Here is a 21478-nt window from a genome sequence, read left to right on the forward strand (position 1 = left end):
TACCTTAGCGCCTTTCCAAACCAGCCTCGCCTTGCAGGAGCCCTTGCCATGGCCGCCCCCGCCTTTCCTCCCTTCCGCTTGCGGTTCGCAACCGCTGCCACCCTGCTCGGCATGCTCGGGCTGGCCGGCTGCCAGATGGGCGGCTACCAGGATAGCGTGCCACCGACCAGCGGCGTGCAGCCGCTCAAGGGCCTGGCGCAGAACGTTTCGGTACGGCGCAATGCCATGGGCGCGCCGCTGATCGAAAGCAGCAGCTTCCATGATGCGCTGTTCAGCCTGGGCTATGTGCACGCCAGCGACCGCATCGAACAGATGGTCGCCATGCGCCTGCTCGCCCAGGGCCGTCTGGCCGAACTGGCCGGCAGCGAAGCGCTGGACATCGACCGCCTCATGCGCGCCGCCAACCTCAAGCAGAGTGCCGCCCAGCAATACGCCGACGCATCGCCACGGCTCAAGCGCTTCTTCGAAGTGTACGCGCGCGGGGTCAACGCCTACCTGTTCCGCTACCGCGACAAGCTGCCAGCAGGCCTGGCCAGCAGTGGCTATCGCCCCGAATACTGGAAGCCTGAAGACTCGGCGCTGATCTTCTGCCTGTACGCGTTCAGCCAGTCGGTCAACCTGCACGAGGAACTCAGCGCCCTGACCCTGGCGCAGAAAGTGGGTAGCGACAAGCTGGCCTGGTTGCTGCCCGGGGCCCCGGACGAGCCGTTGGCCGAAATGGAAGTGGACAAGCTCAGGGGCCTGAACCTCGCCAGCCAGTTGCCGGGGTTGCCCGCCCTGACAGCCGCCAGCCAGAAGCTCGCCGACCTCGACCTGCTCGGTAGCCCGGGGTCGGCCAACCTGGCCCTGGGCCCGCAGCGCAGCCGCAGCGGCAAGAGCCTGCTGGCCAGCGACAGCCGCGCCGGCTGGGCCTTGAGCCCGGTACAAATCAATACCAGCAAGTACCAGGTGGCCGGCCTGTCCTTGCCCGGCCTGCCGATCGTGCTGGCCGGCTACAATGGCAAGCTGGCCTGGAGCAGCAGCGCAGTGATGGCCGACAATCAGGACGTGTTCCTTGAGCAGTTGCGCCGCCAAGGCAATCAGTTGAGCTACCTGGCCGACGGTAAATGGCTGCCGGCCCGCACCCGTATCGAAACCTTCTTTATCCGTGGGCAACGACCACTGCGCGAAGTGATGTACGACACCCGCCACGGCACCCTGCTGGCCCAGCCAGAAAACGCTAGCCTGGGCCTGGCGCTGAACCTGCCACAGTTCAAAGGTGATCGCAGCCTGGATGCGCTGTTCGACCTGACGCGGGCCAAGAACCTGGAGCGAGCCTTCGACAGCACCCGGGAAGTGACCGCTGCTGCCGTCAACTTCGTTTTCGCCGAGCCTGAGCACATCGGCTGGCAAGTCAGTGGCCGCTACCCCAATCGCCGCGATGGCCAGGGCTTGCTGCCCTCGCCGGGCTGGGACGGGCGTTACGATTGGGACGGCTATGCCGACCCGATGCTGCACCCATACGACCAGGACCCACCCGCGGGCTGGATCGGCCACGCCAACCAGCGCAGCCTGCCGCGCGGCTATGGCATGCAGTTGTCCAGCACCTGGTATTACCCCGAACGTGCCGAACGCCTGGCACAGCTGGCCGGCAACGGCCGCCACGACAGTCGCAGCCTGATGGCCCTGCAGAACGACCAGGTGACCTTGCTGGCCAACAAGCTCAAGCAGATGTTCGACGCCCCCGGCATGGCCCAGCCTCTGAAGCAGGCGATCGACGCCCTCCCCGCTGTGCAGCGCGACAAGGCCCGCGACACACTGGCCCGGATCAAGGCTTTCGATGGACGCCTGAGCCCGGTGTCGGCAGATGCCGCGCTGTACGCGTTGTTCTTGCAGGAGGTCGCTCGACAGACCTTCCTCGATGACCTTGGCCCGGCGTCCAGCCCGGCCTGGCAGGCGTTCGTCAGCAATGCACGTTTGTCGTTCTCGGCGCAGGCCGATCACCTGCTGGGCCGCGATGACAGCCCTTTCTGGGATGACCGCACCACGCCGCAAAAAGAAGACAAACCCACCATCCTCGCCCGCAGCCTGGCGGGCGCAATGGAGGCCGGTATCGCGCAACTGGGGGCCGACCGACGCACCTGGCAGTGGGGCAAGCTGCACCAGTACCGCTGGCCGGCACCGGCCTACCATGGCCTGGGTGATGCGATCAGCCGTGCGCCGCTTGCCGCAGGCGGCGACTTCACTACCCTGGCCCTCACACCATTCGCCTGGGGCAGCGACTTCGACACTCGCCTGCCAGCCTCGGCACGGATGATCGTCGACTTCGGCCAGGCCGAACCCTTGCAGATACTGACCAGTAACGGCCAGTCCGGCAACCCGGCCAGCGCGCATTACCGCGACGGGCTGGATGCCTGGTTCAAAGGGCGATTCATGAGCCTGCCGCTGCAACAGCAGAACTTCGCCAGGGCGTATGGCAACCAGCGGCTTACGTTGGTGCCGGGGCGGTAAAGGCGTGCTTGAGGGAAGCACGAGGGGGCCTGGTGAACGTATTCAGCAGCTCCCTCCCACATCCATCCGAACTAACGCCTTGCACCACGTATCCTAACGGGTAAGCCCAGAACCAGTGCCCGTGCCATGGACCTTGTCATCGCCCGCCCCGAAGGGCTGTACTGCCCGCCCGGAGATTTCTATATCGACCCCTGGCGGCCCGTGGACCGGGCTGTCATTACCCACGGCCACGGCGACCACGCACGCACCGGCAATGGCCATTACCTGACCGCCAGCCCCGGTGCCGGCATTCTGCGCAGCCGCCTGGGCCAGGCCATCAATTTGCAGACCCTGCCCTACGGTGAGCGCCTGCTGCACCACGGTGTGACGTTGAGCCTGCACCCGGCCGGGCACGTGCTGGGTTCGGCGCAGGTGCGCATGGAGTACCGAGGTGAAGTCTGGGTTGCATCCGGTGACTACAAGGTAGAACCCGATGGCACCTGTACGCCCTTCGAACCAGTGGCGTGCCACACCTTCATCACCGAGTCGACCTTCGGCCTGCCGATCTACCGCTGGCCAAGCCAAAGCGAGACCTTCGCCGACATCAATGCCTGGTGGCGGGCAAACAGCGAACAGGGCAAAGCCAGCGTACTGTTCTGCTATGCCTTCGGGAAGGCCCAGCGGATTCTGCATGGGCTGGATGCCAGCATCGGCCCGATCCTCGTGCATGGCGCCATGGAGTCGCTCAACCGGGTGTACCGGGATGCCGGTATCCGCCTGCCGGAAACCCGCTACGCAGGCGACATCCCGCGCAACGATCCACTGCTGCGCCAGGCACTGATCCTGGCGCCCCCATCAGCCAGCGGCAGCAGCTGGCTGCGCCGTTTTGGCGATTACAGTGATGCCTTGGCCAGCGGCTGGATGCTGCTACGCGGCGCCCGCCGACGGCGCGGCGTGGACCGGGGCTTTGTGCTATCCGACCACGCCGACTGGCCCGGCCTGCTCTGGGCCATTGGCCAGACCGGTGCCAAACGGGTAATGGTCACCCACGGCTCGGTCGACGTACTGGTGCGCTACCTCACCGAACAAGGCCTGGATGCCCGCGCCTTCGTCACCGAGTATGGCGACGAAGACGATGCGCCGAACACGGCCACTTCGCCATGAAAGCCTTCGCTACGCTGTTCCTGCGTCTGGACGCGACCACCTCCAGCAACGCCAAGCTCGAGGCACTGCGCGGCTACTTCGACATGGCGCCCGCCGAAGATGCTGCCTGGGCGGTGTATTTCCTGGCCGGCGGGCGCCCACGCCAACTGGTGCCCACCCGCCTTCTACGCGAACTGGCAACAGCGCTGGCAGGCCTGCCGGACTGGCTGTTCGAAGAAAGCTATCAGGCCGTGGGCGACCTGGCCGAGACCATTTCGCTGCTGCTGCCGCTGCACGCCAATGGCAGCGAGGAAGGCCTGGCCACCTGGGTGGAACAGCATTTGCTGCCCCTGCGCGGGCTGCCGCCTGAGCAAGTCAGGCTGCGCCTGCCACCGCTCTGGGCCCGGTTGGACCGCGCCAGCCTGATGCTATGCCTGAAGCTGATCACTGGCAGCTTTCGCGTGGGCGTGTCAAAGCTGCTGGTCACCCGCGCCCTGTCACAATTGGCCGGGCTGGACGCCAAACGCGTGGCCCAGCGCCTGGTCGGCTACACCGATACAGGCCATCGCCCTACTGCAGCCAGCTACCAGAGGCTGATCGCTCCAGAGTCCGCCGATGAACACAACCAGCGCGGCGGCCAGCCCTACCCATTCTTCCTGGCCCATCCCCTGCAAGTGTCCAGCGATCAATTCGACACCCTGCTCGGGCCACCAAGCGATTGGCAAATCGAGTGGAAGTGGGACGGGATTCGGGCGCAGGTGGTGAAGCGCGATGGCCAGCTGTGGGTGTGGTCACGCGGCGAAGAACTGGTTACCGAGCGTTTCCCCGAACTGCATGGTCTGGCACAGACGTTGCCCGATGGCGTTGTGCTCGACGGCGAGATTCTGGTCTGGAAACCCGGTGAAAACGAGACTGAACTGGCCGTGCAGCCATTTGCCTTGCTGCAACAGCGCATCGGTCGCAAAACGCTGGGCAAAAAACTGCTGAACGATGCGCCAGTGGTGCTGCAGGCCTACGACCTGCTGGAGTGGCAGGGCGATGACTGGCGCAGCCGACCGCAACACGAACGTCGAAGCCAGCTGGAACGCCTGGTGGATGAACACCCACTTGCCCCCGTGCTGTTGTCGCCTCTGCTGCAAGGCCCGGACTGGCCCGACCTTGCCCGCCAGCGCGAACAGTCGCGCAGCCTGGGTGTGGAGGGGCTGATGCTGAAGCAGCGCAAGGCCCTGTACGGCGTGGGACGCACCAAGGACATGGGCATTTGGTGGAAGTGGAAGATCGACCCGTTCAGCGTCGATGCGGTGCTGATCTATGCCCAACGCGGCCACGGCCGCAGGGCCAGCCTGTACAGCGACTACACCTTTGCCGTATGGGATGCACCGGCAGGTACCCCTGATCGGGCGCTGGTGCCCTTTGCCAAGGCCTATTCAGGGCTCAGTGACGAAGAAATGCGCAAGGTGGACGCCATCATCCGCAAGACCACGGTGGAAACGTTCGGCCCGGTGCGCAGTGTGACGCCAACGCTGGTGTTCGAGCTGGGCTTCGAAGGCATCGCACTGTCCCGGCGTCACAAAAGCGGTATCGCCGTGCGCTTTCCGCGCATGCTGCGCTGGCGGCTGGACAAGCCGGTGGAGGAGGCAGATGACCTGGCCACCTTGCAGGCGCTACTGGCCTGAAAAAGTTTGCGTTGCCCGATTGCTGCAGGATGAGGCGCATTCGCTGAAACTATGCTTCTATTTTTGAGCCGACCCGTGTCGCAGACCGTTTTCGCCACGCAGCCAGGACCAACATGCATCACTCAACCCACGACCTGCTCTCCCCCGTTCCGGGCATCACCCGCCAACTGCACAGCTTCCACTTCGGCCCCCGCAGTGGTGGCAAAGTCTATATACAGGCCTCGCTACATGCCGACGAGTTGCCGGGCATGCTGGTAGCCTGGCACCTCAAGCGCCGCCTGGTCGAGCTGGAACAGCAAGGCCGACTGCAGCGCGAGATCATTCTGGTGCCGGTTGCCAACCCGGTGGGCCTGGAGCAAGTGCTGCTGGATGCGCCATTGGGGCGTTTTGAACTGCAAAGTGGCGAGAACTTCAATCGCCACTTCGTCGACCTGTCGGACAGCATCGGCGACCAGATCGAAGAACACCTCACCCAGGACCCGCAGCACAACCTTGCACTGATCCGCGAATACCTGCGCCGCGGCCTGGATGCACACCCGGCCCGTACCCCCCTGCAGGCCCAGCGCCTGATACTGCAGCGCCTGGCCTGCGATGCCGACATGGTGCTGGACCTGCACTGCGACTTCGAAGCGGTCGAGCACCTGTACACCACACCCGATGCATGGCCCCAGATCGAACCCTTGGCCCGTTACCTGGGCGCCCAGGCCAGCCTGCTGGCAACCGACTCGGGCGGGCAGTCGTTCGATGAGTGTTTCAGCCTGGTCTGGTGGCAATTGCAGCAGCGCTTCGGCAAACGCTTCCCGATTCCGTTAGGCTGCTGCTCGGTAACCGTCGAGCTGCGCGGCCAGGCGGATGTCAGCCATGATCTGGCCAGCAAGGACTGCCAGGCGATCCTCGACTTCCTGACCCACGCCGGTGTCATCGAAGGCACCAGGGCCGCCCTGCCCGCACTGTTACGCCACGCCACGCCGTTGGCCGCGGTGGAACCCGTGGCAACGCCACTGGGTGGGTTGCTGGTTTACCATGCCAAACCGGGCCAGCACCTGGAGGCCGGCCAACTGATTGCCGAAGTCATCGACCCACTCAGTGACCGAGTCACCGCCCTGCGCAACAGCCAGCCGGGCCTGCTGTATGCGCGTAGCGTACGGCGCATGGCCACCGCTGGCATGGTCATCGCCCATGTGGCCGGCGAACAGGTATGCCGCAGCGGCTACCTGTTGGCCAATTGATCCGGGTAAAACCATTGCAGCCGGCCAGTGGTCTGTAGAAGCACAGCCGTCGAAGGACCACCTGCCTCATGCCTGCTGCTACTGACCTCGCAAACACCTGGTTTGCCATGCGCGGCTGGAAGCCCTTCGCTTTCCAACGGCGCGTATGGGCTGCCGTCGCACGGGGCGAGTCCGGTTTGCTGCATGCCAGTACCGGTGCCGGCAAGACCTACGCGGTATGGCTCGCTGCGCTACGTGCGTTCAAGCCCAGGCCGCAGGGCCGCCAGCCGGCCCCCATACAGGTGGTGTGGGTGACGCCCATGCGTGCCTTGGCCGCCGATACCGCACGCGCGTTGCAAGCGCCGCTTGAAGAGCTCGAGCTGCCCTGGAACGTTGGGGTGCGCAGCGGCGACACCAACAGTGCCGAACGCGCCCGACAGGCCCGGCGGCTACCCAGTGTGTTGATCACCACCCCCGAAAGCCTGACCCTGCTGCTGACCCGGGCACAGGCACGTGAGGATTTCGCCACGCTGCAAATGGTGGTGGTGGATGAATGGCACGAGCTGCTTGGCAACAAGCGCGGGGTACAGCTGCAGCTGGCCTTGGCGCGCCTGCGCCATTGGCACCCAGCCCTACCGACCTGGGGCTTGTCGGCAACGCTCGGCAACCTGCAACACGCACTGGATGTCTTGCTGCCCCAAGGTGGCCTGCTGGTGCAAGGCCGGCAAGACAAAGCGCTGCAGGTCGACACCCTGCTGCCAGCAGCGATCGAGCGCTTCCCTTGGGCTGGGCACATGGGCCTGAAGATGCTTGACCAGGTCAGCCATGAGATCGATGCCAGTGCCAGTAGCCTGGTGTTCACCAATACCCGTGCCCAGGCCGAAATCTGGTACCAGGCCCTGCTTGAGGCCCGCCCGGACTGGGCCGGGCTGATCGCCCTGCACCACGCCTCGCTGGCCCGTGATACCCGCGACTGGGTCGAGCGCAGCCTCAAGCAAGGCAGCCTGAAGGCAGTGATCTGCACCTCCAGCCTGGACCTGGGCGTGGACTTTCTGCCTGTGGAACGGGTGCTGCAAATTGGCTCGGCCAAGGGTATTGCCCGCCTGATGCAGCGGGCGGGTCGCTCAGGACATGCGCCAGGGCGGCGCTCGAGGGTCACCCTGGTGCCTACCCATAGCCTGGAACTGGTGGAAGCGGCTGCGGCTCGGCAGGCACTGATAGCCGGCCACATCGAAGCCCGCTTTTCACCGTGCCTGTGCATGGATGTGCTGGTACAGCATCTGGTCAGCATGGCCTTGGGCAGTGGCTTTCGCCCGGAGCAACTGCTCGCCGAAGTGCGCAGCACCTGGGCCTTTCGCGAGTTGCGCGACAACCAATGGCAATGGGCGCTGGACTTCGTCTGCCAAGGCGGCAGCTCACTGACCGCCTACCCGGACTACCAGCGCGTCGAGCGCCAGGCCGACGGTGTTTACCGGGTTACCAGCGAACGCCTGGCGCGGCGCCACCGCATGGGCATCGGCACCATCGTCAGCGATGCCAACCTGCAACTGAAATACTGGAGCAAGGGCGGCGGCGGGAAAACGCTGGGCAGTATTGAAGAAGCGTTCATCGCCCGCCTGCGCCCCGGCGATACGCTGGTGTTCGCCGGGCGGGTACTGGAGCTGGTGCGGGTGGAAAACATGACCGCCTATGTGCGTCGCAGCACCGCGCGCAAGGCCACTGTAGCGCGCTGGAACGGCGGGCGCATGCCACTCTCGAGCGAACTGGCCGACGCGCTGGTCGAGCAGCTCGATGCTGCCGCCCATGAACGCTTTGACTGGCCAGAAATGCGCGCAGTACGCCCGCTGCTTGCGCTTCAGGCGCAGTGGTCAGCCTTACCCACCACAGGCACACTGCTGGCCGAGACCTTCAAATCCCGCCAGGGCTGGCACCTGTTCCTGTATCCCTTTGCCGGGCGTATGGCCAACCTGGGCTTGGCCAATCTGATTGCCTGGCGGGTCAGCCGCGCACAACCACTTTCGGTGTCGATTGCCGTCAACGACTACGGATTCGAACTCCTCAGCCCGGCCAAGGTGGACTGGGCCAGTCACCTGCCGCAAGCGCTCGGCACCGGGCACCTGCTGGAAGATGTGCTGGCCAGCCTGAATGCCGGGGAAATGGCACTGCGGCGCTTTCGGGAAATTGCCCAGATTGCCGGGCTGGTGTTTGGCGGCTATCCCGCCGCGCAGAAGAGCACGCGGCAAATCCAGGCCTCCAGCGGGCTGTTCTATGAGGTGTTTCGCAAACACGATGCGGGGAATCTGCTGCTTGGCCAGGCGCGGGATGAGGTATTGAGCGAAGAGCTGGAAATCGAACGGCTGCGTCGGCAATTGCTGAAAATGAGCGCGCTGCAACTGGACCTGCGGGCGTTGAAGCGGCCAGGGCCACTGGCGTTTGCCTTGCTGGTGGAAGGCATGCGCGAGACATTGAGCACCGAGAAGCTGGCAGACCGCATTGCGCGGATGGTGGCGGACCTGGAGCAAGCGGCGGACGCGGAATGAATTACCAACCCATCGAACACTGTGGTCAGGTGCTCTGGCTGCTCGCCGACAAAGCCATCTACTGGCCCGCCCGCCTCGCCCTGCTGGTGGCCGACGTGCACATCGGAAAGGCCGCCAGCTACCGCGCCCTGCATCAACCGGTGCCACGCGGAACGACTGAGGCGACACTCGCCCGTCTCGATAGACTGCTGGCCGAGCACGACTGTGAGCAACTGATCATCCTGGGCGATTTTCTTCACGCCCGGACGGCCCGAGCACCGGCAACACTGGCCAAGCTGGATGATTGGCGGAAGCGACAGAGAAAGCTGAAAATTGCCCTAATACGCGGCAATCATGATCGCAACGCCGGCGATCCACCAGCTTCGCTCGATATTCAGATCGTGGACGAGCCTTGGGTTCTGGAGCCCTTTGCCCTGCAGCACGAACCGCAGCCCCACCGCACCCATCCGGTGCTCGCGGGCCATGTACACCCGGTGTTCGTCCTGCGCGGCAAGGCCCGTCAGCGCCTGCGCCTGCCTTGCTTCGTGATCGATGAGCAGGTCAGCCTGCTACCTGCGTTCGGTGAGTTCACCGGAGGGTGGGAAGTCACCCCCGCCAGCGCCAGCCGGGTGTACCTGGCGGGCGCTGACCGCATCTGGCCGCTATAGCGACGCTCAGGCGACTGGTGCGGGAGGCGGCTCGTCCGGCAAGGTCGGCTCACCCGGCTCCATGGGAGGCGTCTCACCGGGTTCCGGCGGTTGCGGAGTATCGGGGTCAGGTTGATGGGGCACGCCCCCCGCCTGCATGGGCAGCGGGTGCGCCAGCAGTGACCAGGGCAACAACCCTACGTGATTGGGCTGCAGGCCTGCCAGCTTGGCACTGATTGCGGGATGGAGTTTCATAGGCTGCTCCTGACGAAAGCCGATGCACATCATGCACACCGGCGTTACTTCGTTGGAGTGCCAAAGGCGCGGGTAATTCCCCGCGCTTGTCGGCTCAGGTGCGCGGCAGGGTGACGCCACGCTGGCCCTGGTATTTGCCGCCACGGTCCTTGTACGACACTTCGCACTCTTCATCGGACTGCAAGAACAGCATCTGCGCCACGCCCTCGTTGGCGTAGATCTTCGCCGGCAGCGTGGTGGTGTTGGAGAACTCCAACGTCACGTGGCCTTCCCACTCGGGCTCGAGTGGCGTGACGTTGACGATGATGCCGCAACGGGCGTAGGTGCTCTTGCCCAGGCAAATGGTCAGGACATCACGCGGAATGCGGAAATATTCGACAGTGCGCGCCAGGGCGAAAGAGTTTGGCGGGATGATGCACACGTCACTCTTGATATCGACGAAGCTGCCGGCATCGAAGTTTTTCGGGTCGACGGTGGCCGAGTTGATGTTGGTGAACACCTTGAATTCGTTGGCGCAGCGCACGTCGTAGCCATAACTGGAGACGCCGAAGGAGATCACACGGCTGTCCTGCTCGCCGCGCATCTGGCGCTCGACGAAGGGCTCGATCATGCCGTGTTCCTGCGCCATGCGGCGAATCCACTTGTCCGATTTGATGCTCATGGCGGGGTGTCCTGAAGAGTTGCGTGGTGAAAATCGTGATGCGCATATTACCGGTCCCGGCGCCCAGGTTAAAGTTCCATCCCAAATCCCGCGCCGGGTGGGGGCTGCAGCCGCCGCCGATCCGAATTTGCCTAAAGCGCCTTCTGACCATTGGCAGGTTGCGGAAAGTGGGGTAAGGTGTTGCCACTGTGCTGCACGTGACACCGAGAATCTCTAGTTTGATGCACGATCCTGATCGGCCCATCGCTGAATTTTCTGCTCTCTTTGCGCTCAGTCCCGGGCAGGGTTTTTCCTGACCGTTATCAAATTGTCCAAGGAGACAGAAAAATGTCCAACCGTCAATCCGGTGTTGTTAAGTGGTTCAACGATGAGAAAGGCTACGGCTTCATCACCCCTCAGTCGGGCGACGACCTGTTCGTGCACTTCAAAGCCATCCAAGCTGACGGCTTCAAAACCCTGAAAGAAGGCCAGGCTGTTACTTTCGTCGCTACCCGCGGCCAGAAAGGCATGCAGGCTGAAGAAGTTCAGATCGCCTAAGTCGATCTAGCTTCCTAGCTTTCAAAAAAACCCGCCTTCTGGCGGGTTTTTTATGCCTGTGCAAAAACCATGCATGCAAGTGTGGGATCGGCCTTGTGTCGCGAAAGGGCCGCAAAGCGGCCCCAGCAATACTTGATTGCATCACGGATCTTGGGGGCGCTTCGCACCCCTTTCGCGACACAAGGCCGCTCCCACTGGGACTGCGTCAGTCTTCGCTGATGGTAATGCTCGGCATTGCTGGCGCCGCTGCTTCCTGCAGCACGATCCGCGCGCCCACCTGGCGGGCCAGTTCCTGGTAAACCATGGCAATCTGGCTTTCCGGCTCGGCGATCGCCGTCGGCTTGCCGCTGTCGGCCTGCTCACGTATCAGCATCGACAACGGCAGCGACGCCAGCAGGTCGACGCCATACTGGCTGGCCAGCTTCTCGCCGCCACCTTCACCGAACAGGTGCTCGGCATGGCCGCAATTCGAGCAGATATGTACGGCCATGTTCTCGACAACGCCCAGCACTGGAATGTTGACCTTGCGGAACATTTCCACGCCCTTCTTGGCATCCAGCAGAGCCAGATCCTGCGGCGTGGTGACGATCACCGAACCGGCCACCGGGACCTTTTGTGCCAGGGTCAACTGGATGTCACCGGTACCTGGCGGCATATCGATCACCAGGTAATCCAGGTCATCCCAGGCGGTCTGGGTGACCAGTTGCAGCAGCGCGCCGGACACCATCGGGCCACGCCATACCATCGGCGTGTTGTCGTCTGTGAGGAAAGCCATGGACATGACTTCCACACCGTGAGCCTTGATCGGCACGAACCACTTCTGCTCGCGAATCTGTGGACGGGTGCCCTCGGCGATGCCGAACATCACACCCTGACTGGGGCCGTAGATATCGGCATCGAGAATACCTACCCGTGCGCCTTCACGTGCGAGGGCCAAGGCCAGGTTGGCTGCGGTGGTCGACTTGCCCACACCGCCCTTGCCCGACGCCACGGCGATGATGTTCTTGACGTTGGCCATGGCTGGCACCTGTGCCTGGGCCTTGTGCGCGGCCACCACGCAGTCGATCGAAACCTGGGCGCCACTGACACCCTCAAGGCTGCCGATGGCGGTCTGCAGCACCTGGGCCCAGCCACTCTTGAACAGCCCTGCGGCATAACCCAACTGCAACTGCACGCTGACCTGCCCGCCCTGGATATCGATGGCGCGCACGCAGCCGGCGCTGACCGGGTCCTGGTTCAGGTAGGGGTCGGTGTACTGGCGAAGCACGCCTTCAACGGCGGCACGGGTGACGGCACTCATGGAGACTCCCATTGGCAAACTGAATGTAAAACAGCCGCCTATCCTAACCCGTCAATCGTCAGCAGATGCGCTTGCGGGGTGAAATATCTTCGCCAGCCCTTTATAGTGGCCGATCACCCTCATTTTTACCCCGTAGCCAGATAAGTAGCCGAGCCACCATGTCCGAGCCACGCCAGATTCTCGTCACCAGCGCCCTGCCCTATGCCAATGGATCGATCCATCTCGGCCATATGCTGGAGTACATCCAGACGGACATGTGGGTACGCTTCCAGAAGCTGCGCGGCAACCAGTGCATCTATGTCTGCGCCGACGACGCCCACGGTTCGGCCATCATGCTGCGCGCCGAAAAGGAAGGCATCACCGCGGAACAGCTGATCGCCAATGTCCAGGCCGAGCACAGCAGCGATTTCGCCGACTTCCTGGTGGACTTCGACAACTTCCACTCCACCCACAGCGAAGAGAACCGCGAGCTGTCGAGCCTGATCTACTCGCGCCTGCGTGAAGCCGGGCACATCGCCACCCGCTCGGTGACCCAGTACTTCGACCCGGAAAAAGGCATGTTCCTCGCCGACCGCTTCATCAAGGGCACCTGCCCGAAGTGCGCGGCCGAAGACCAGTACGGCGACAACTGCGAAAAATGCGGCGCCACCTATGCACCCACCGAGCTGAAAAACCCCAAGTCAGCCATCTCCGGTGCCACCCCGGTACTGCGTGACTCCCAGCACTTCTTCTTCAAGCTGCCAGACTTCCAGGCCATGCTGCAGCAGTGGACCCGAAGCGGCACCCTGCAGGACGCGGTAGCCAACAAGCTGGCAGAATGGCTCGACTCCGGCCTGCAGGAGTGGGATATCTCCCGCGACGCGCCGTACTTCGGCTTCGAGATCCCGGGCGAGCCTGGCAAATACTTCTACGTATGGCTGGATGCGCCGATCGGCTACATGGCCAGCTTCAAGAACCTCTGCGCACGCCGCCCGGAGCTGGACTTCGACGCCTTCTGGAACGAAGGCTCCAAGGCCGAGCTGTACCACTTCATCGGCAAGGACATCGTCAACTTCCACGCCCTGTTCTGGCCAGCCATGCTCGAAGGCGCCGGCTTCCGCAAGCCAACCGCGGTCAACGTGCACGGCTACCTGACGGTCAACGGCGCCAAGATGTCCAAGTCGCGCGGCACCTTCATCAAGGCCCGCACCTACCTGGACCACCTGCAGCCGGAATACCTGCGTTACTACTATGCGGCCAAGCTGGGCCGTGGCGTCGACGACCTGGACCTGAACCTGGAAGACTTCGTGCAGAAGGTCAACTCCGACCTGGTCGGCAAGGTAGTCAACATTGCCAGCCGCTGCGCCGGTTTCATCCACAAGGGCAACGAAGGCGTGATGGTAGGCGGTGATGCCGCGCCTGAGCTGACCGAAGCCTTCCTGGCTGCCGCCCCCTCCATCGCCGAAGCCTATGAGGCCCGTGATTTTGGCCGTGCCATGCGCGAAATCATGGCACTGGCCGACCGCGCCAACGCCTGGATCGCCGACAAGGCACCGTGGTCACTGGCCAAGCAGGAAGGCAAGCAGGATGAAGTCCAGGCCATCTGCGCCCAAGGCATCAACCTGTTCCGCCAACTGGTGATCTTCCTCAAACCGGTACTGCCGGTGTTGGCTGCTGACGCTGAGGCTTTCCTCAACGTGGCCCCGCTGACCTGGAACGACCACCTGACACGCCTGGAAAACCACCCGCTTAACCCGTTCAAGGCCCTGATGAGCCGTATCGAGCCGGCCAAGGTCGAAGCCATGATCGCTGCCAGCAAGGAAGACCTGCTGGCTGCCGAAGCCAATGCCCCGGCGGGCAATGGCGAACTGACCAAGGACCCGCTGTCGGCCGAGATCGAGTTCGATACCTTCGCGGCCGTCGACCTGCGCGTGGCGCTGATCGTCAAGGCTGAAGCCGTAGCGGGTGCCGACAAGTTGCTGCAACTGACCCTGGACATTGGTGACGAGCGCCGCAACGTGTTCTCCGGCATCAAGTCGGCCTACCCAGACCCGTCCAAACTGGAAGGCCGCCTGACCATGATGGTGGCCAACCTCAAGCCACGGAAGATGCGCTTTGGCGTATCCGAGGGCATGGTCATGGCTGCCGGCCCTGGCGGTGAAGAAATCTACCTGCTGAGCCCGGACAGCGGCGCCAAGCCAGGCCAGCGCATCAAGTAACAGCCCTGCGGGCCATTGTGGGAGCGGCCTGCCCGCTCCCACAATACGCAGGCCCCTTCATGTCAAACCCGGACAATCACCCTGATTCCCGGCTATCGTCATCTCATGAATGACTACATCCTGGTCCTGATCAGCGCCGCACTGATCAATCACCTGTGCCAGCTCCGACAGCCACTCTCCGGGTTGCAACTGCAGGTGCACGGCCTGGCCTGTGCCCTGTGCATTGCACTGGGCGTAATCGGCGCGCAACTGTTGGCGCACGCCGTACTTGCCCCGCTGCACATCCACGATCTTGCCCTGTTCCTGCTATTGCCTTGGCTGGCTTTGCTCGCCTGGGGCCTGCCCTGGCTACTGGCCAAGTGGCGCCCGGCCTGGCCCGTAGTGGGGTTGCCAGCGCTGCTGTTGAGCAATGCCGCAGCGCTTGGGCTGGCCCTGCAACAGGCAAGCGACGACGTCAGCTGGCCAACCACGCTACTCCAAGGCTTGCTGACGGGTGGCGGCTTCTGGCTGGCGCTGATGGTGTTCGCCGACCTGCACCAGCGCAGCGCCCACGCCGACATCCCCAATGCGCTGCGCGGCCTGCCCATCCAATTGATCGGTGCCGGGGTAATGGCCATGGCGTTTTCCGGCTTCAACGGAATGTTTGGCCAATGAGCAGCCCCGATCCGCGGCTACGCACCAGCATGTGCCTGGTCTTGCTCGCCTGCACGCCTGGACTGCTGGCGCTGTCGTGGCTGCATGGCTGGGGCATGGTGCTGAACCTGTTGCTGTGTGCCAGTGCCGCATTGCTGTGCGAAGCATTGCTGCTGGCACTGCGCAGTCAACCACCAAGCCAGGCGCTAAACGACGGCAGTGCACTGGTGACCGCCGTGCTGCTGGCGGCCGCCCTGCCCACCCTGGCGCCATGGTGGCTGCCGGTCATTGCGGCATGTGTTGCAATCGGCATCGGCAAGCAGGCCTATGGTGGGGTCGGGCGAAATCTGTTCAATCCGGCCATGGTGGGTTATGCGTTCGTGCTGCTCAGCTTCCCGTTGCAGATGAACCATTGGCCTGGGCAGGTCCCGAGCCTGCTCGACAGCCTGCAACAGGTGTTCGCTGGGGGCGAACAGATCGATGCCTGGGCCCGGCCGACATTGCTCGACGGCTTACGCCACAACCGCAGCCTGACCATCGACGAGCTGTTTGCCAGCCATCCGGGCTTTGGCAGCATTGGTGGGGCAGGCAGCGAATGGGTCAACCTGGCATTCCTGCTTGGCGGCCTGTTCTTGTTGCAGCGCAAGGTGATCAGTTGGCATGCGCCGGCAGGTTTGCTGGCAGGGTTATTGGTATTCAGCCTGTTGGGCTGGAACGGTTCGGGGTCGGACTCCAATGGCTCGCCTTTGCTGCACCTGTTTTCCGGCTCGACCATGCTGGCAGCATTCTTCATTGCGACCGAGCCAGTGTCCGGCCCCAGAAACGACTGGGCCAAGCTGTGCTTCGGCCTGGGAACAGGGCTGCTTATCTACCTGATTCGTACTTGGGGCAGCTTCCCGGATGGCACCGCGTTCGCCGTTCTGCTGATGAATCTTTTGGCTCCGGTACTCGAGCGCATGGCTGTGCAACGTCAGCAGGCAGCCCGATGAAGCGGGGGGGACGGGATGTGGGCCTGCTGCTGCTGACTGGGGTATTGACAGTGTCTGCCACCCTGGCCTGGCGGCAGTGGACCAGCCCAGCCATCGCCAGCGCCGAAAAACAAATGCAAAGCCGCCAGCGGCTGGCCGTGCTGCCCGAAGGCAGCTATGACAACCAGCCACTGGAAAGCCCGCTGCCAAGGCCCGCCGCACAGCGGCCCAACAGCCGTATCCTGGCAGCTTACCGCGCCACTATGGCAGGCAAGCCAAGCGCCATTATTTTGGTCACACAGGTGCAGGGGTATGCCGGACCAATCGTACTAAGCGTCGCCATCGCCACAGACGGCCGACTGATCGGCAGCCAGGTTGTCGAACAACAGGAAAGCCCGGGGCTTGGCGATCACCTGAGTGACCCACAGCTGCAGTGGCTGAAGCAGTTCGACAATCGCTATCTGGGCGATCACTGGGCACTCAAGCGGGACCAGGGTGATTTTGACCAATTGGCCGGCGCAACCGTAACCTCGCGGGCAGTGATCGCCGCATTGCAGGACGCGCTGAGTTATTTCGATGAGCAGCGTAGTGTATTGCTGGAGGGCGCCGCACATGAATAGGTTTGGCCTGCTGGCCATGAGCATCGCGCCCCTGTTAGGCGCCACCCGAACGCTGGCTGAAGGCGCGGCCATCGGCCTGTGCGCAGCAGTGATGGGCTGTCTGCACCAAGTGTTGCTGGCCCCCCTGCGTAAACGCGTGGCCAGCTGGGCATATCTACTGGCCAGCCTGCTGCTGCTGGCAGCCCTGGCCAGTTGTCTGCAGTTGGCCATGCGGGCCTGGCTGCTACCACTGGCCATTGCCTTGGGCCACTACCCCGCATTGTTGTGCCTGCAATGCCTGGCCAGTGACCACCTGCTGCCAGACCAACGCCGCTGGCGCGCGCTGGCAAAGCACCTCGGGGCTGTCTTTGCCAGTTGCCTGCTGCTGGGCGCCAGCCGCCAATGGCTGGCTGACCATGCCGAGCTGCACCTGGCCAGCCTCGCGCCCGGTGCGCTACTGCTGCTGGGACTGCTGTTGGCCTTGTACAATCGCCTGCATCCGGGCTCTGCCCACCCACATCGTCAAGGAAAGCCCTGATTTCATGAATGCCGCCAAACGCCTGGAGATTTTTCGCAGGCTGCACGAAGACAACCCCGACCCAAAGACCGAACTGGCCTACACGACCCCGTTTGAACTGCTGGTCGCCGTGACACTGTCCGCGCAATCCACCGACGTCGGCGTCAACAAGGCCACTGCCCGCCTGTTCCCCGTCGCCAACACCCCCGAGGCCATCTATGCCCTGGGCGTTGAAGGCCTTAGCAAATACATCAAGACCATCGGGCTATACAACAGCAAGGCCAAAAATGTCATAGAAGCGTGCCGGCTGCTGATCGAGCGCCACGACAGCCAGGTACCGCAAACCCGCGAAGCGTTGGAGGCGCTACCCGGTGTCGGTCGAAAAACCGCCAACGTGGTGCTTAACACAGCGTTTCGCCAACCGGCCATGGCAGTGGATACCCACATTTTCCGCGTGAGTAACCGCACGGGTATCGCACCAGGCAAAACGGTGCTGGAAGTGGAAAAGAAACTGGTCAAGTTTGTACCTAAAGACTACCTGCTCGACGCCCACCATTGGCTGATCCTGCACGGGCGCTACGTGTGCCAGGCGCGCAAGCCAAGGTGCGGCAGCTGCAGGATCGAAGATTTGTGCGAGTACAAGCACAAAACCTCCGACGATTGAGCCAATAGCCAGAAACCACTCACGTCGATTGAAAAAATCTTTTTTACCAGCGTCTGCTTTCTGGTTATAAGGTCGGCCAATGGCCCCTTGGCTTGGAGCGACTCATGAGTACCGATAAAGACGACCTGTCGATCGATGATGATTTTGTTGCCGCAGACGATGACGCGGAACCACAAGTAGAAACCGCAAAGACCAACCTGAGCAAACGCCGCACCATCGACAACATGCTGGAAGAACGGCGCCTGCAAAAGCAGCTGGCCGATTTCGATTACGACCTGTAGTTCTGGTCCTGTAGTCATGGATCCATAGCCTTGGCAAAGCTTCCTGACTGGAGGCTTTGCCAAGGCCCGGGATCAGTTCAGACCTTGCCGTTGCGCCAGCTCGATCAGGTCAACCAGTGACCGTGCATTGAGCTTGAGCAACAGCCGCGACTTGTAGGTACTGACTGTCTTGTTACTGAGGTACATGCTGTCGGCAATCTCCTTGTTCGAACGCCCTCGCGCCAGCTGTTGCAGCACCGTCATTTCTCGCGCAGAAAGGCGATTCACCATATCCGTCTCGCTGCCCGCCCCCCTGCCACGTGACGCATGCAAGGCCTGGTTGGGGAAGTAGCTGTAACCCGACAACACAGCCTTGATAGCGCTAAGCAGCTCGGTAAGCTCCTGCTGCTTGCACACGTAACCCGCCGCCCCCGCCTGCATGCAGCGCATCGAAAAGTTGCCGGGGGCCTGCGACGTCAGCACCAGTACCTTGCTACCCGGGCTGAATGTCGCCATGCGGGCGATTACCTCCAGGCCATCCAGTTTCGGGATACCGATATCCAGCACCACAATATCCGGCAGGTGTTGCCGTGTCAGCTGCAGCGCAGCCACCCCATTGTCAGTCTCCGCCACAACGTCATACCCATGCCGCTCCATCAGCATGCGTACGGCCAGGCGTATGACCGGATGATCATCCACGATAAGCACTTTATTCATGCGATATCCATACATTGTTGTTGCTTTGGCACGCCACGATAACCGACAGGACGCCTGCTGGCGCGGCGATTTACCAGTGAAAGCCATTGACAGACAAAACCTACAGAACTTACAGAAACTTCCTACACACTATGACTATGGTTGTAACAAATAAATTTCTTATCACCGAAAGAAACGGTACTACCCACTGACATAAACGCGCCAGTTGAGTACTGATCTTCAGTAGAGGAGAACTTCCGACTCGAACGCGCTGAAAAGGCAACACAACGAGGTTCTCTGACGATCATTCCTCCCCCGGGAAACAATCCAGCCTTTAGTTGAGTACAGCGGTAAGGTAAAGATGGGCAAAACCGCTGGAGACGGCCCCTATGACCCAAGCACAACCTGTCGCCCCGCTGACGATCATTGCCATCTTCGCGGGGATTATCGAAGCCTCCGCCCTTGCCACACTGCCATTTCTCGGCGAGTCCAGCCAAAAGCTCTACACCTGGTTCCTGGTAGGTTTTCCATTCTTTCTGACAGCACTGTTTTTTCTGACACTCAACTTCAATTACAAGTCGTTCTATAGCCCGCTTCCCAACAACACAGCACACGACAACACACCAGCACTGAACAGTATGGCCACACCCGTTATTGCCAATGATGCCCCCGAGGCGATACAGGGCGAACCTGTCACATTCATGTTCTCCGGCCCCGACGCCTGTCGCATGATGGAACAACAACTCTTGCACGCACTTGCCCAACCGCCCGAGCCCGCGCGCGTCTGGCGCTTTTGTAATCTGGACAGACGTCAATGTGCGCAGCTTTCGATCAGCGCACTTGAGGGCGAAGATGTAAACCCTCGAAGTTGAACAACCCGCCTTTCCGCAGGCATAAAAAAACCCCGGATTGAGCCGGGGTTTTCGCACAGGCCAGCAATCAGAGCAGCGAACGGCCCTTGTTGGCGGCAATGCGCATACGCAGTGCGTTGAGCTTGATGAAGCCAGCAGCGTCTTCCTGGTTGTAGGCACCACCATCTTCTTCAAAGGTGGCGATGTTGGCATCGAACAGCGAATCGTCCGACTTGCGGCCAACCACGGTCACATTGCCCTTGTACAGCTTCAGGCGCACCACACCATTCACGTTGACCTGCGAAGCATCGATCATCTGTTGCAGCATCAGACGCTCCGGGCTCCACCAGTAGCCGGTGTAGATCAGGCTGGCATACTTGGGCATCAACTCATCTTTCAGGTGAGCGACTTCGCGGTCCAGGGTGATCGACTCGATGGCACGGTGAGCCTTGAGCATGATGGTACCGCCAGGCGTTTCGTAGCAACCGCGCGACTTCATGCCGACGTAACGGTTCTCGACGATGTCCAGGCGGCCGATGCCGTTGGCACCACCGATACGGTTCAGGTCGGCGAGGACGGTGGCCGGGGATTTCTCGACGCCGTCGATGGCAACGATGTCACCATTGCGGTAGGTCAGCTCGATGTAGGTAGCTTGGTCCGGGGCGTTCTCAGGCGAGACACTCCAGCGCCACATGTCTTCTTCGTGCTCGGTCCAGGTATCTTCCAGGACACCGCCTTCGTAGGAGATGTGCAGCAGGTTGGCGTCCATCGAGTACGGCGACTTCTTCTTGCCGTGGCGCTCGATCGGGATGCCGTGCTTCTCGGCGTAGTCCATCAGCTTCTCGCGGGACAGCAGGTCCCACTCGCGCCATGGGGCGATGACCTTGACACCTGGCTTCAGGGCATAGGCACCCAGCTCGAAGCGCACCTGGTCGTTACCTTTGCCGGTGGCGCCATGGGAAATGGCGTCGGCGCCGGTTTCGTTGGCGATTTCGATCAGACGCTTGGCGATCAGCGGACGGGCGATGGAAGTACCCAGCAGGTACTCGCCTTCGTAGACGGTGTTGGCGCGGAACATCGGGAACACGAAATCACGCACGAACTCTTCGCGCAGGTCGTCGATGTAGATCTCTTTAACGCCCATTGCCTGGGCCTTGGCACGAGCCGGTTCGACCTCTTCGCCCTGACCCAGGTCAGCGGTGAAGGTCACCACTTCGCAGTTGTAGGTATCCTGCAGCCACTTGAGAATCACCGAAGTATCAAGGCCGCCGGAATACGCCAGTACGACCTTTTTTACGTCCGCCATGCCATCACTCCACGGGGTTGTACGGAAAGGCACCGATTCTACCGGCGTTGCGGATAAATTTACAGTGGGGCGACAGCTTCTGACGACAAAGCGACAGGAACTTTCGTAAGGGCGACGGGCGGTCGGTTGTGGGATGTGGCATGAGGACCATGGAGGGGCGTCGAGCCGCAGCGTGCATGCCTTGAGGAGTTCAGCGCCTGTGAGATCGAGCGCCGCCAGGTGTCCGCCTCGACGCATTCTGCGCCTGTGAGATCGAGCGCCGCCACGTGTCCGCCTCGACGCATTCTGCGCCTGTGAGATCGAGCGCCGCCCGCGCGGCGCTTCGCGGGTAAACCCGCTCCTACGTTTGTTTCGGGCCAGTCCATCCTGTG

General features: G+C 62.4%; 20 protein-coding genes. 15 read left to right on the forward strand and 5 right to left on the reverse strand.

Going from position 1 to position 21478, the window contains the following annotated elements; translation table 11 throughout:
* Window positions 1-48: 48 nt before the first annotated feature.
* From ACF8EF_RS05605 to pdeM, 6 genes are all read left to right on the forward strand, one after another.
* Window positions 49-2490, forward strand: coding sequence for a penicillin acylase family protein (locus ACF8EF_RS05605; protein ID WP_392460659.1), 2442 nt, complete (start codon window positions 49-51; stop codon window positions 2488-2490).
* A 126-nt stretch (window positions 2491-2616) separates the two neighbouring features.
* Window positions 2617-3633: a ligase-associated DNA damage response exonuclease gene (locus tag ACF8EF_RS05610; RefSeq protein WP_392460660.1), complete on the forward strand. Its 1017-nt coding sequence runs from the start codon at window positions 2617-2619 to the stop codon at window positions 3631-3633.
* Complete coding sequence (locus ACF8EF_RS05615; RefSeq protein ID WP_392460661.1) at window positions 3630-5288, forward strand: ATP-dependent DNA ligase; 1659 nt, start codon at window positions 3630-3632, stop codon at window positions 5286-5288. Before ACF8EF_RS05610 ends, ACF8EF_RS05615 begins: the two co-directional genes overlap by 4 nt.
* Window positions 5289-5401: 113 nt before the next feature.
* Window positions 5402-6517 (forward strand): succinylglutamate desuccinylase/aspartoacylase family protein, encoded by a 1116-nt coding sequence (locus ACF8EF_RS05620; protein WP_176685342.1) that lies wholly within the window; start codon window positions 5402-5404, stop codon window positions 6515-6517.
* 68 nt (window positions 6518-6585) lie between these two features.
* Window positions 6586-9036, forward strand: a complete 2451-nt coding sequence (locus ACF8EF_RS05625; protein WP_392460663.1) for a ligase-associated DNA damage response DEXH box helicase — start codon at window positions 6586-6588, stop codon at window positions 9034-9036.
* Window positions 9033-9683 (forward strand): ligase-associated DNA damage response endonuclease PdeM, encoded by a 651-nt coding sequence (gene pdeM / locus ACF8EF_RS05630; protein ID WP_392460664.1) that lies wholly within the window; start codon window positions 9033-9035, stop codon window positions 9681-9683. Before ACF8EF_RS05625 ends, pdeM begins: the two co-directional genes overlap by 4 nt.
* A gap of 6 nt (window positions 9684-9689) precedes the next feature.
* Here the strand turns inward: pdeM and ACF8EF_RS05635 are convergent, their stop codons facing one another.
* On the reverse strand, window positions 9690-9917 hold the full coding sequence (locus ACF8EF_RS05635) for a hypothetical protein (protein WP_003254918.1): 228 nt from the start codon (window positions 9915-9917) through the stop codon (window positions 9690-9692).
* Window positions 9918-10011: 94 nt separating this feature from the next.
* On the reverse strand, window positions 10012-10578 hold the full coding sequence (gene dcd / locus ACF8EF_RS05640) for a dCTP deaminase (RefSeq protein ID WP_176685345.1): 567 nt from the start codon (window positions 10576-10578) through the stop codon (window positions 10012-10014).
* Between the two features lie 327 nt (window positions 10579-10905).
* On the opposite strand from dcd, the gene ACF8EF_RS05645 reads away from it, so the two are divergent.
* Window positions 10906-11115: a cold-shock protein gene (locus ACF8EF_RS05645; RefSeq protein ID WP_003254922.1), complete on the forward strand. Its 210-nt coding sequence runs from the start codon at window positions 10906-10908 to the stop codon at window positions 11113-11115.
* A 205-nt stretch (window positions 11116-11320) separates the two neighbouring features.
* Here the strand turns inward: ACF8EF_RS05645 and apbC are convergent, their stop codons facing one another.
* Entirely contained in the window at window positions 11321-12415 is a 1095-nt protein-coding gene (gene apbC / locus ACF8EF_RS05650) for an iron-sulfur cluster carrier protein ApbC (RefSeq protein ID WP_176685346.1), read from the reverse strand.
* Between the two features lie 158 nt (window positions 12416-12573).
* On the opposite strand from apbC, the gene metG reads away from it, so the two are divergent.
* The 7 genes from metG to ACF8EF_RS05685 all read left to right on the forward strand — a co-directional run bounded on the left by metG (window position 12574) and on the right by ACF8EF_RS05685 (window position 18275).
* On the forward strand, window positions 12574-14613 hold the full coding sequence (gene metG / locus ACF8EF_RS05655; RefSeq protein WP_176685347.1) for a methionine--tRNA ligase: 2040 nt from the start codon (window positions 12574-12576) through the stop codon (window positions 14611-14613).
* Between the two features lie 105 nt (window positions 14614-14718).
* Complete coding sequence (locus tag ACF8EF_RS05660) at window positions 14719-15267, forward strand: Rnf-Nqr domain containing protein (protein WP_176685348.1); 549 nt, start codon at window positions 14719-14721, stop codon at window positions 15265-15267.
* Window positions 15264-16235: an RnfABCDGE type electron transport complex subunit D gene (locus ACF8EF_RS05665; RefSeq protein WP_176685349.1), complete on the forward strand. Its 972-nt coding sequence runs from the start codon at window positions 15264-15266 to the stop codon at window positions 16233-16235. Before ACF8EF_RS05660 ends, ACF8EF_RS05665 begins: the two co-directional genes overlap by 4 nt.
* Window positions 16232-16834: an RnfABCDGE type electron transport complex subunit G gene (locus ACF8EF_RS05670; RefSeq protein ID WP_176685350.1), complete on the forward strand. Its 603-nt coding sequence runs from the start codon at window positions 16232-16234 to the stop codon at window positions 16832-16834. Before ACF8EF_RS05665 ends, ACF8EF_RS05670 begins: the two co-directional genes overlap by 4 nt.
* On the forward strand, window positions 16827-17351 hold the full coding sequence (locus ACF8EF_RS05675) for an Rnf-Nqr domain containing protein (RefSeq protein WP_176685351.1): 525 nt from the start codon (window positions 16827-16829) through the stop codon (window positions 17349-17351). The genes ACF8EF_RS05670 and ACF8EF_RS05675 overlap by 8 nt, the downstream gene beginning before the upstream one ends.
* 4 nt (window positions 17352-17355) lie before the next feature.
* The gene (gene nth, locus ACF8EF_RS05680) at window positions 17356-17994 is read left to right on the forward strand and encodes an endonuclease III (protein ID WP_143494696.1); all 639 of its coding nucleotides are present in this window, start codon (window positions 17356-17358) and stop codon (window positions 17992-17994) included.
* Window positions 17995-18098: 104 nt separating this feature from the next.
* Complete coding sequence (locus ACF8EF_RS05685; protein ID WP_003254937.1) at window positions 18099-18275, forward strand: PA3496 family putative envelope integrity protein; 177 nt, start codon at window positions 18099-18101, stop codon at window positions 18273-18275.
* Window positions 18276-18347: 72 nt separating this feature from the next.
* Here ACF8EF_RS05685 and ACF8EF_RS05690 read toward each other — a convergent pair whose 3' ends face one another.
* Window positions 18348-18971, reverse strand: a complete 624-nt coding sequence (locus ACF8EF_RS05690) for a response regulator transcription factor (protein WP_003254939.1) — start codon at window positions 18969-18971, stop codon at window positions 18348-18350.
* A gap of 368 nt (window positions 18972-19339) precedes the next feature.
* On the opposite strand from ACF8EF_RS05690, the gene ACF8EF_RS05695 reads away from it, so the two are divergent.
* A complete protein-coding gene (locus ACF8EF_RS05695) occupies window positions 19340-19822 on the forward strand; it encodes a hypothetical protein (RefSeq protein ID WP_209967711.1) in 483 nt (160 codons plus the stop codon).
* A 67-nt stretch (window positions 19823-19889) separates the two neighbouring features.
* On the opposite strand, the gene ACF8EF_RS05700 is transcribed toward ACF8EF_RS05695, so the two are convergent.
* Window positions 19890-21107, reverse strand: a complete 1218-nt coding sequence (locus tag ACF8EF_RS05700; protein WP_021781974.1) for an argininosuccinate synthase — start codon at window positions 21105-21107, stop codon at window positions 19890-19892.
* Between the last annotated feature and the right edge of the window lie 371 nt (window positions 21108-21478).

Origin of the sequence: Pseudomonas sp. zjy_15 (assembly GCF_043101865.1) — a bacterium.
Lineage (GTDB): Bacteria > Pseudomonadota > Gammaproteobacteria > Pseudomonadales > Pseudomonadaceae > Aquipseudomonas > Aquipseudomonas putida_Y.

What these genes read in the sequence shown, in the direction of transcription:
- ACF8EF_RS05605 (WP_392460659.1), top strand. Translation starts at nt 49, where the DNA reads ATGGCCGCCCCCGCCTTTCCTCCCTTCCGCTTGCGGTTCGCAACCGCT.
- ACF8EF_RS05610 (WP_392460660.1), top strand. Translation starts at nt 2,617, where the DNA reads ATGGACCTTGTCATCGCCCGCCCCGAAGGGCTGTACTGCCCGCCCGGA.
- ACF8EF_RS05615 (WP_392460661.1), top strand. Translation starts at nt 3,630, where the DNA reads ATGAAAGCCTTCGCTACGCTGTTCCTGCGTCTGGACGCGACCACCTCC.
- ACF8EF_RS05620 (WP_176685342.1), top strand. Translation starts at nt 5,402, where the DNA reads ATGCATCACTCAACCCACGACCTGCTCTCCCCCGTTCCGGGCATCACC.
- ACF8EF_RS05625 (WP_392460663.1), top strand. Translation starts at nt 6,586, where the DNA reads ATGCCTGCTGCTACTGACCTCGCAAACACCTGGTTTGCCATGCGCGGC.
- pdeM (WP_392460664.1), top strand. Translation starts at nt 9,033, where the DNA reads ATGAATTACCAACCCATCGAACACTGTGGTCAGGTGCTCTGGCTGCTC.
- ACF8EF_RS05635 (WP_003254918.1), bottom strand. Translation starts at nt 9,917, where the DNA reads ATGAAACTCCATCCCGCAATCAGTGCCAAGCTGGCAGGCCTGCAGCCC.
- dcd (WP_176685345.1), bottom strand. Translation starts at nt 10,578, where the DNA reads ATGAGCATCAAATCGGACAAGTGGATTCGCCGCATGGCGCAGGAACAC.
- ACF8EF_RS05645 (WP_003254922.1), top strand. Translation starts at nt 10,906, where the DNA reads ATGTCCAACCGTCAATCCGGTGTTGTTAAGTGGTTCAACGATGAGAAA.
- apbC (WP_176685346.1), bottom strand. Translation starts at nt 12,415, where the DNA reads ATGAGTGCCGTCACCCGTGCCGCCGTTGAAGGCGTGCTTCGCCAGTAC.
- metG (WP_176685347.1), top strand. Translation starts at nt 12,574, where the DNA reads ATGTCCGAGCCACGCCAGATTCTCGTCACCAGCGCCCTGCCCTATGCC.
- ACF8EF_RS05660 (WP_176685348.1), top strand. Translation starts at nt 14,719, where the DNA reads ATGAATGACTACATCCTGGTCCTGATCAGCGCCGCACTGATCAATCAC.
- ACF8EF_RS05665 (WP_176685349.1), top strand. Translation starts at nt 15,264, where the DNA reads ATGAGCAGCCCCGATCCGCGGCTACGCACCAGCATGTGCCTGGTCTTG.
- ACF8EF_RS05670 (WP_176685350.1), top strand. Translation starts at nt 16,232, where the DNA reads ATGAAGCGGGGGGGACGGGATGTGGGCCTGCTGCTGCTGACTGGGGTA.
- ACF8EF_RS05675 (WP_176685351.1), top strand. Translation starts at nt 16,827, where the DNA reads ATGAATAGGTTTGGCCTGCTGGCCATGAGCATCGCGCCCCTGTTAGGC.
- nth (WP_143494696.1), top strand. Translation starts at nt 17,356, where the DNA reads ATGAATGCCGCCAAACGCCTGGAGATTTTTCGCAGGCTGCACGAAGAC.
- ACF8EF_RS05685 (WP_003254937.1), top strand. Translation starts at nt 18,099, where the DNA reads ATGAGTACCGATAAAGACGACCTGTCGATCGATGATGATTTTGTTGCC.
- ACF8EF_RS05690 (WP_003254939.1), bottom strand. Translation starts at nt 18,971, where the DNA reads ATGAATAAAGTGCTTATCGTGGATGATCATCCGGTCATACGCCTGGCC.
- ACF8EF_RS05695 (WP_209967711.1), top strand. Translation starts at nt 19,340, where the DNA reads ATGACCCAAGCACAACCTGTCGCCCCGCTGACGATCATTGCCATCTTC.
- ACF8EF_RS05700 (WP_021781974.1), bottom strand. Translation starts at nt 21,107, where the DNA reads ATGGCGGACGTAAAAAAGGTCGTACTGGCGTATTCCGGCGGCCTTGAT.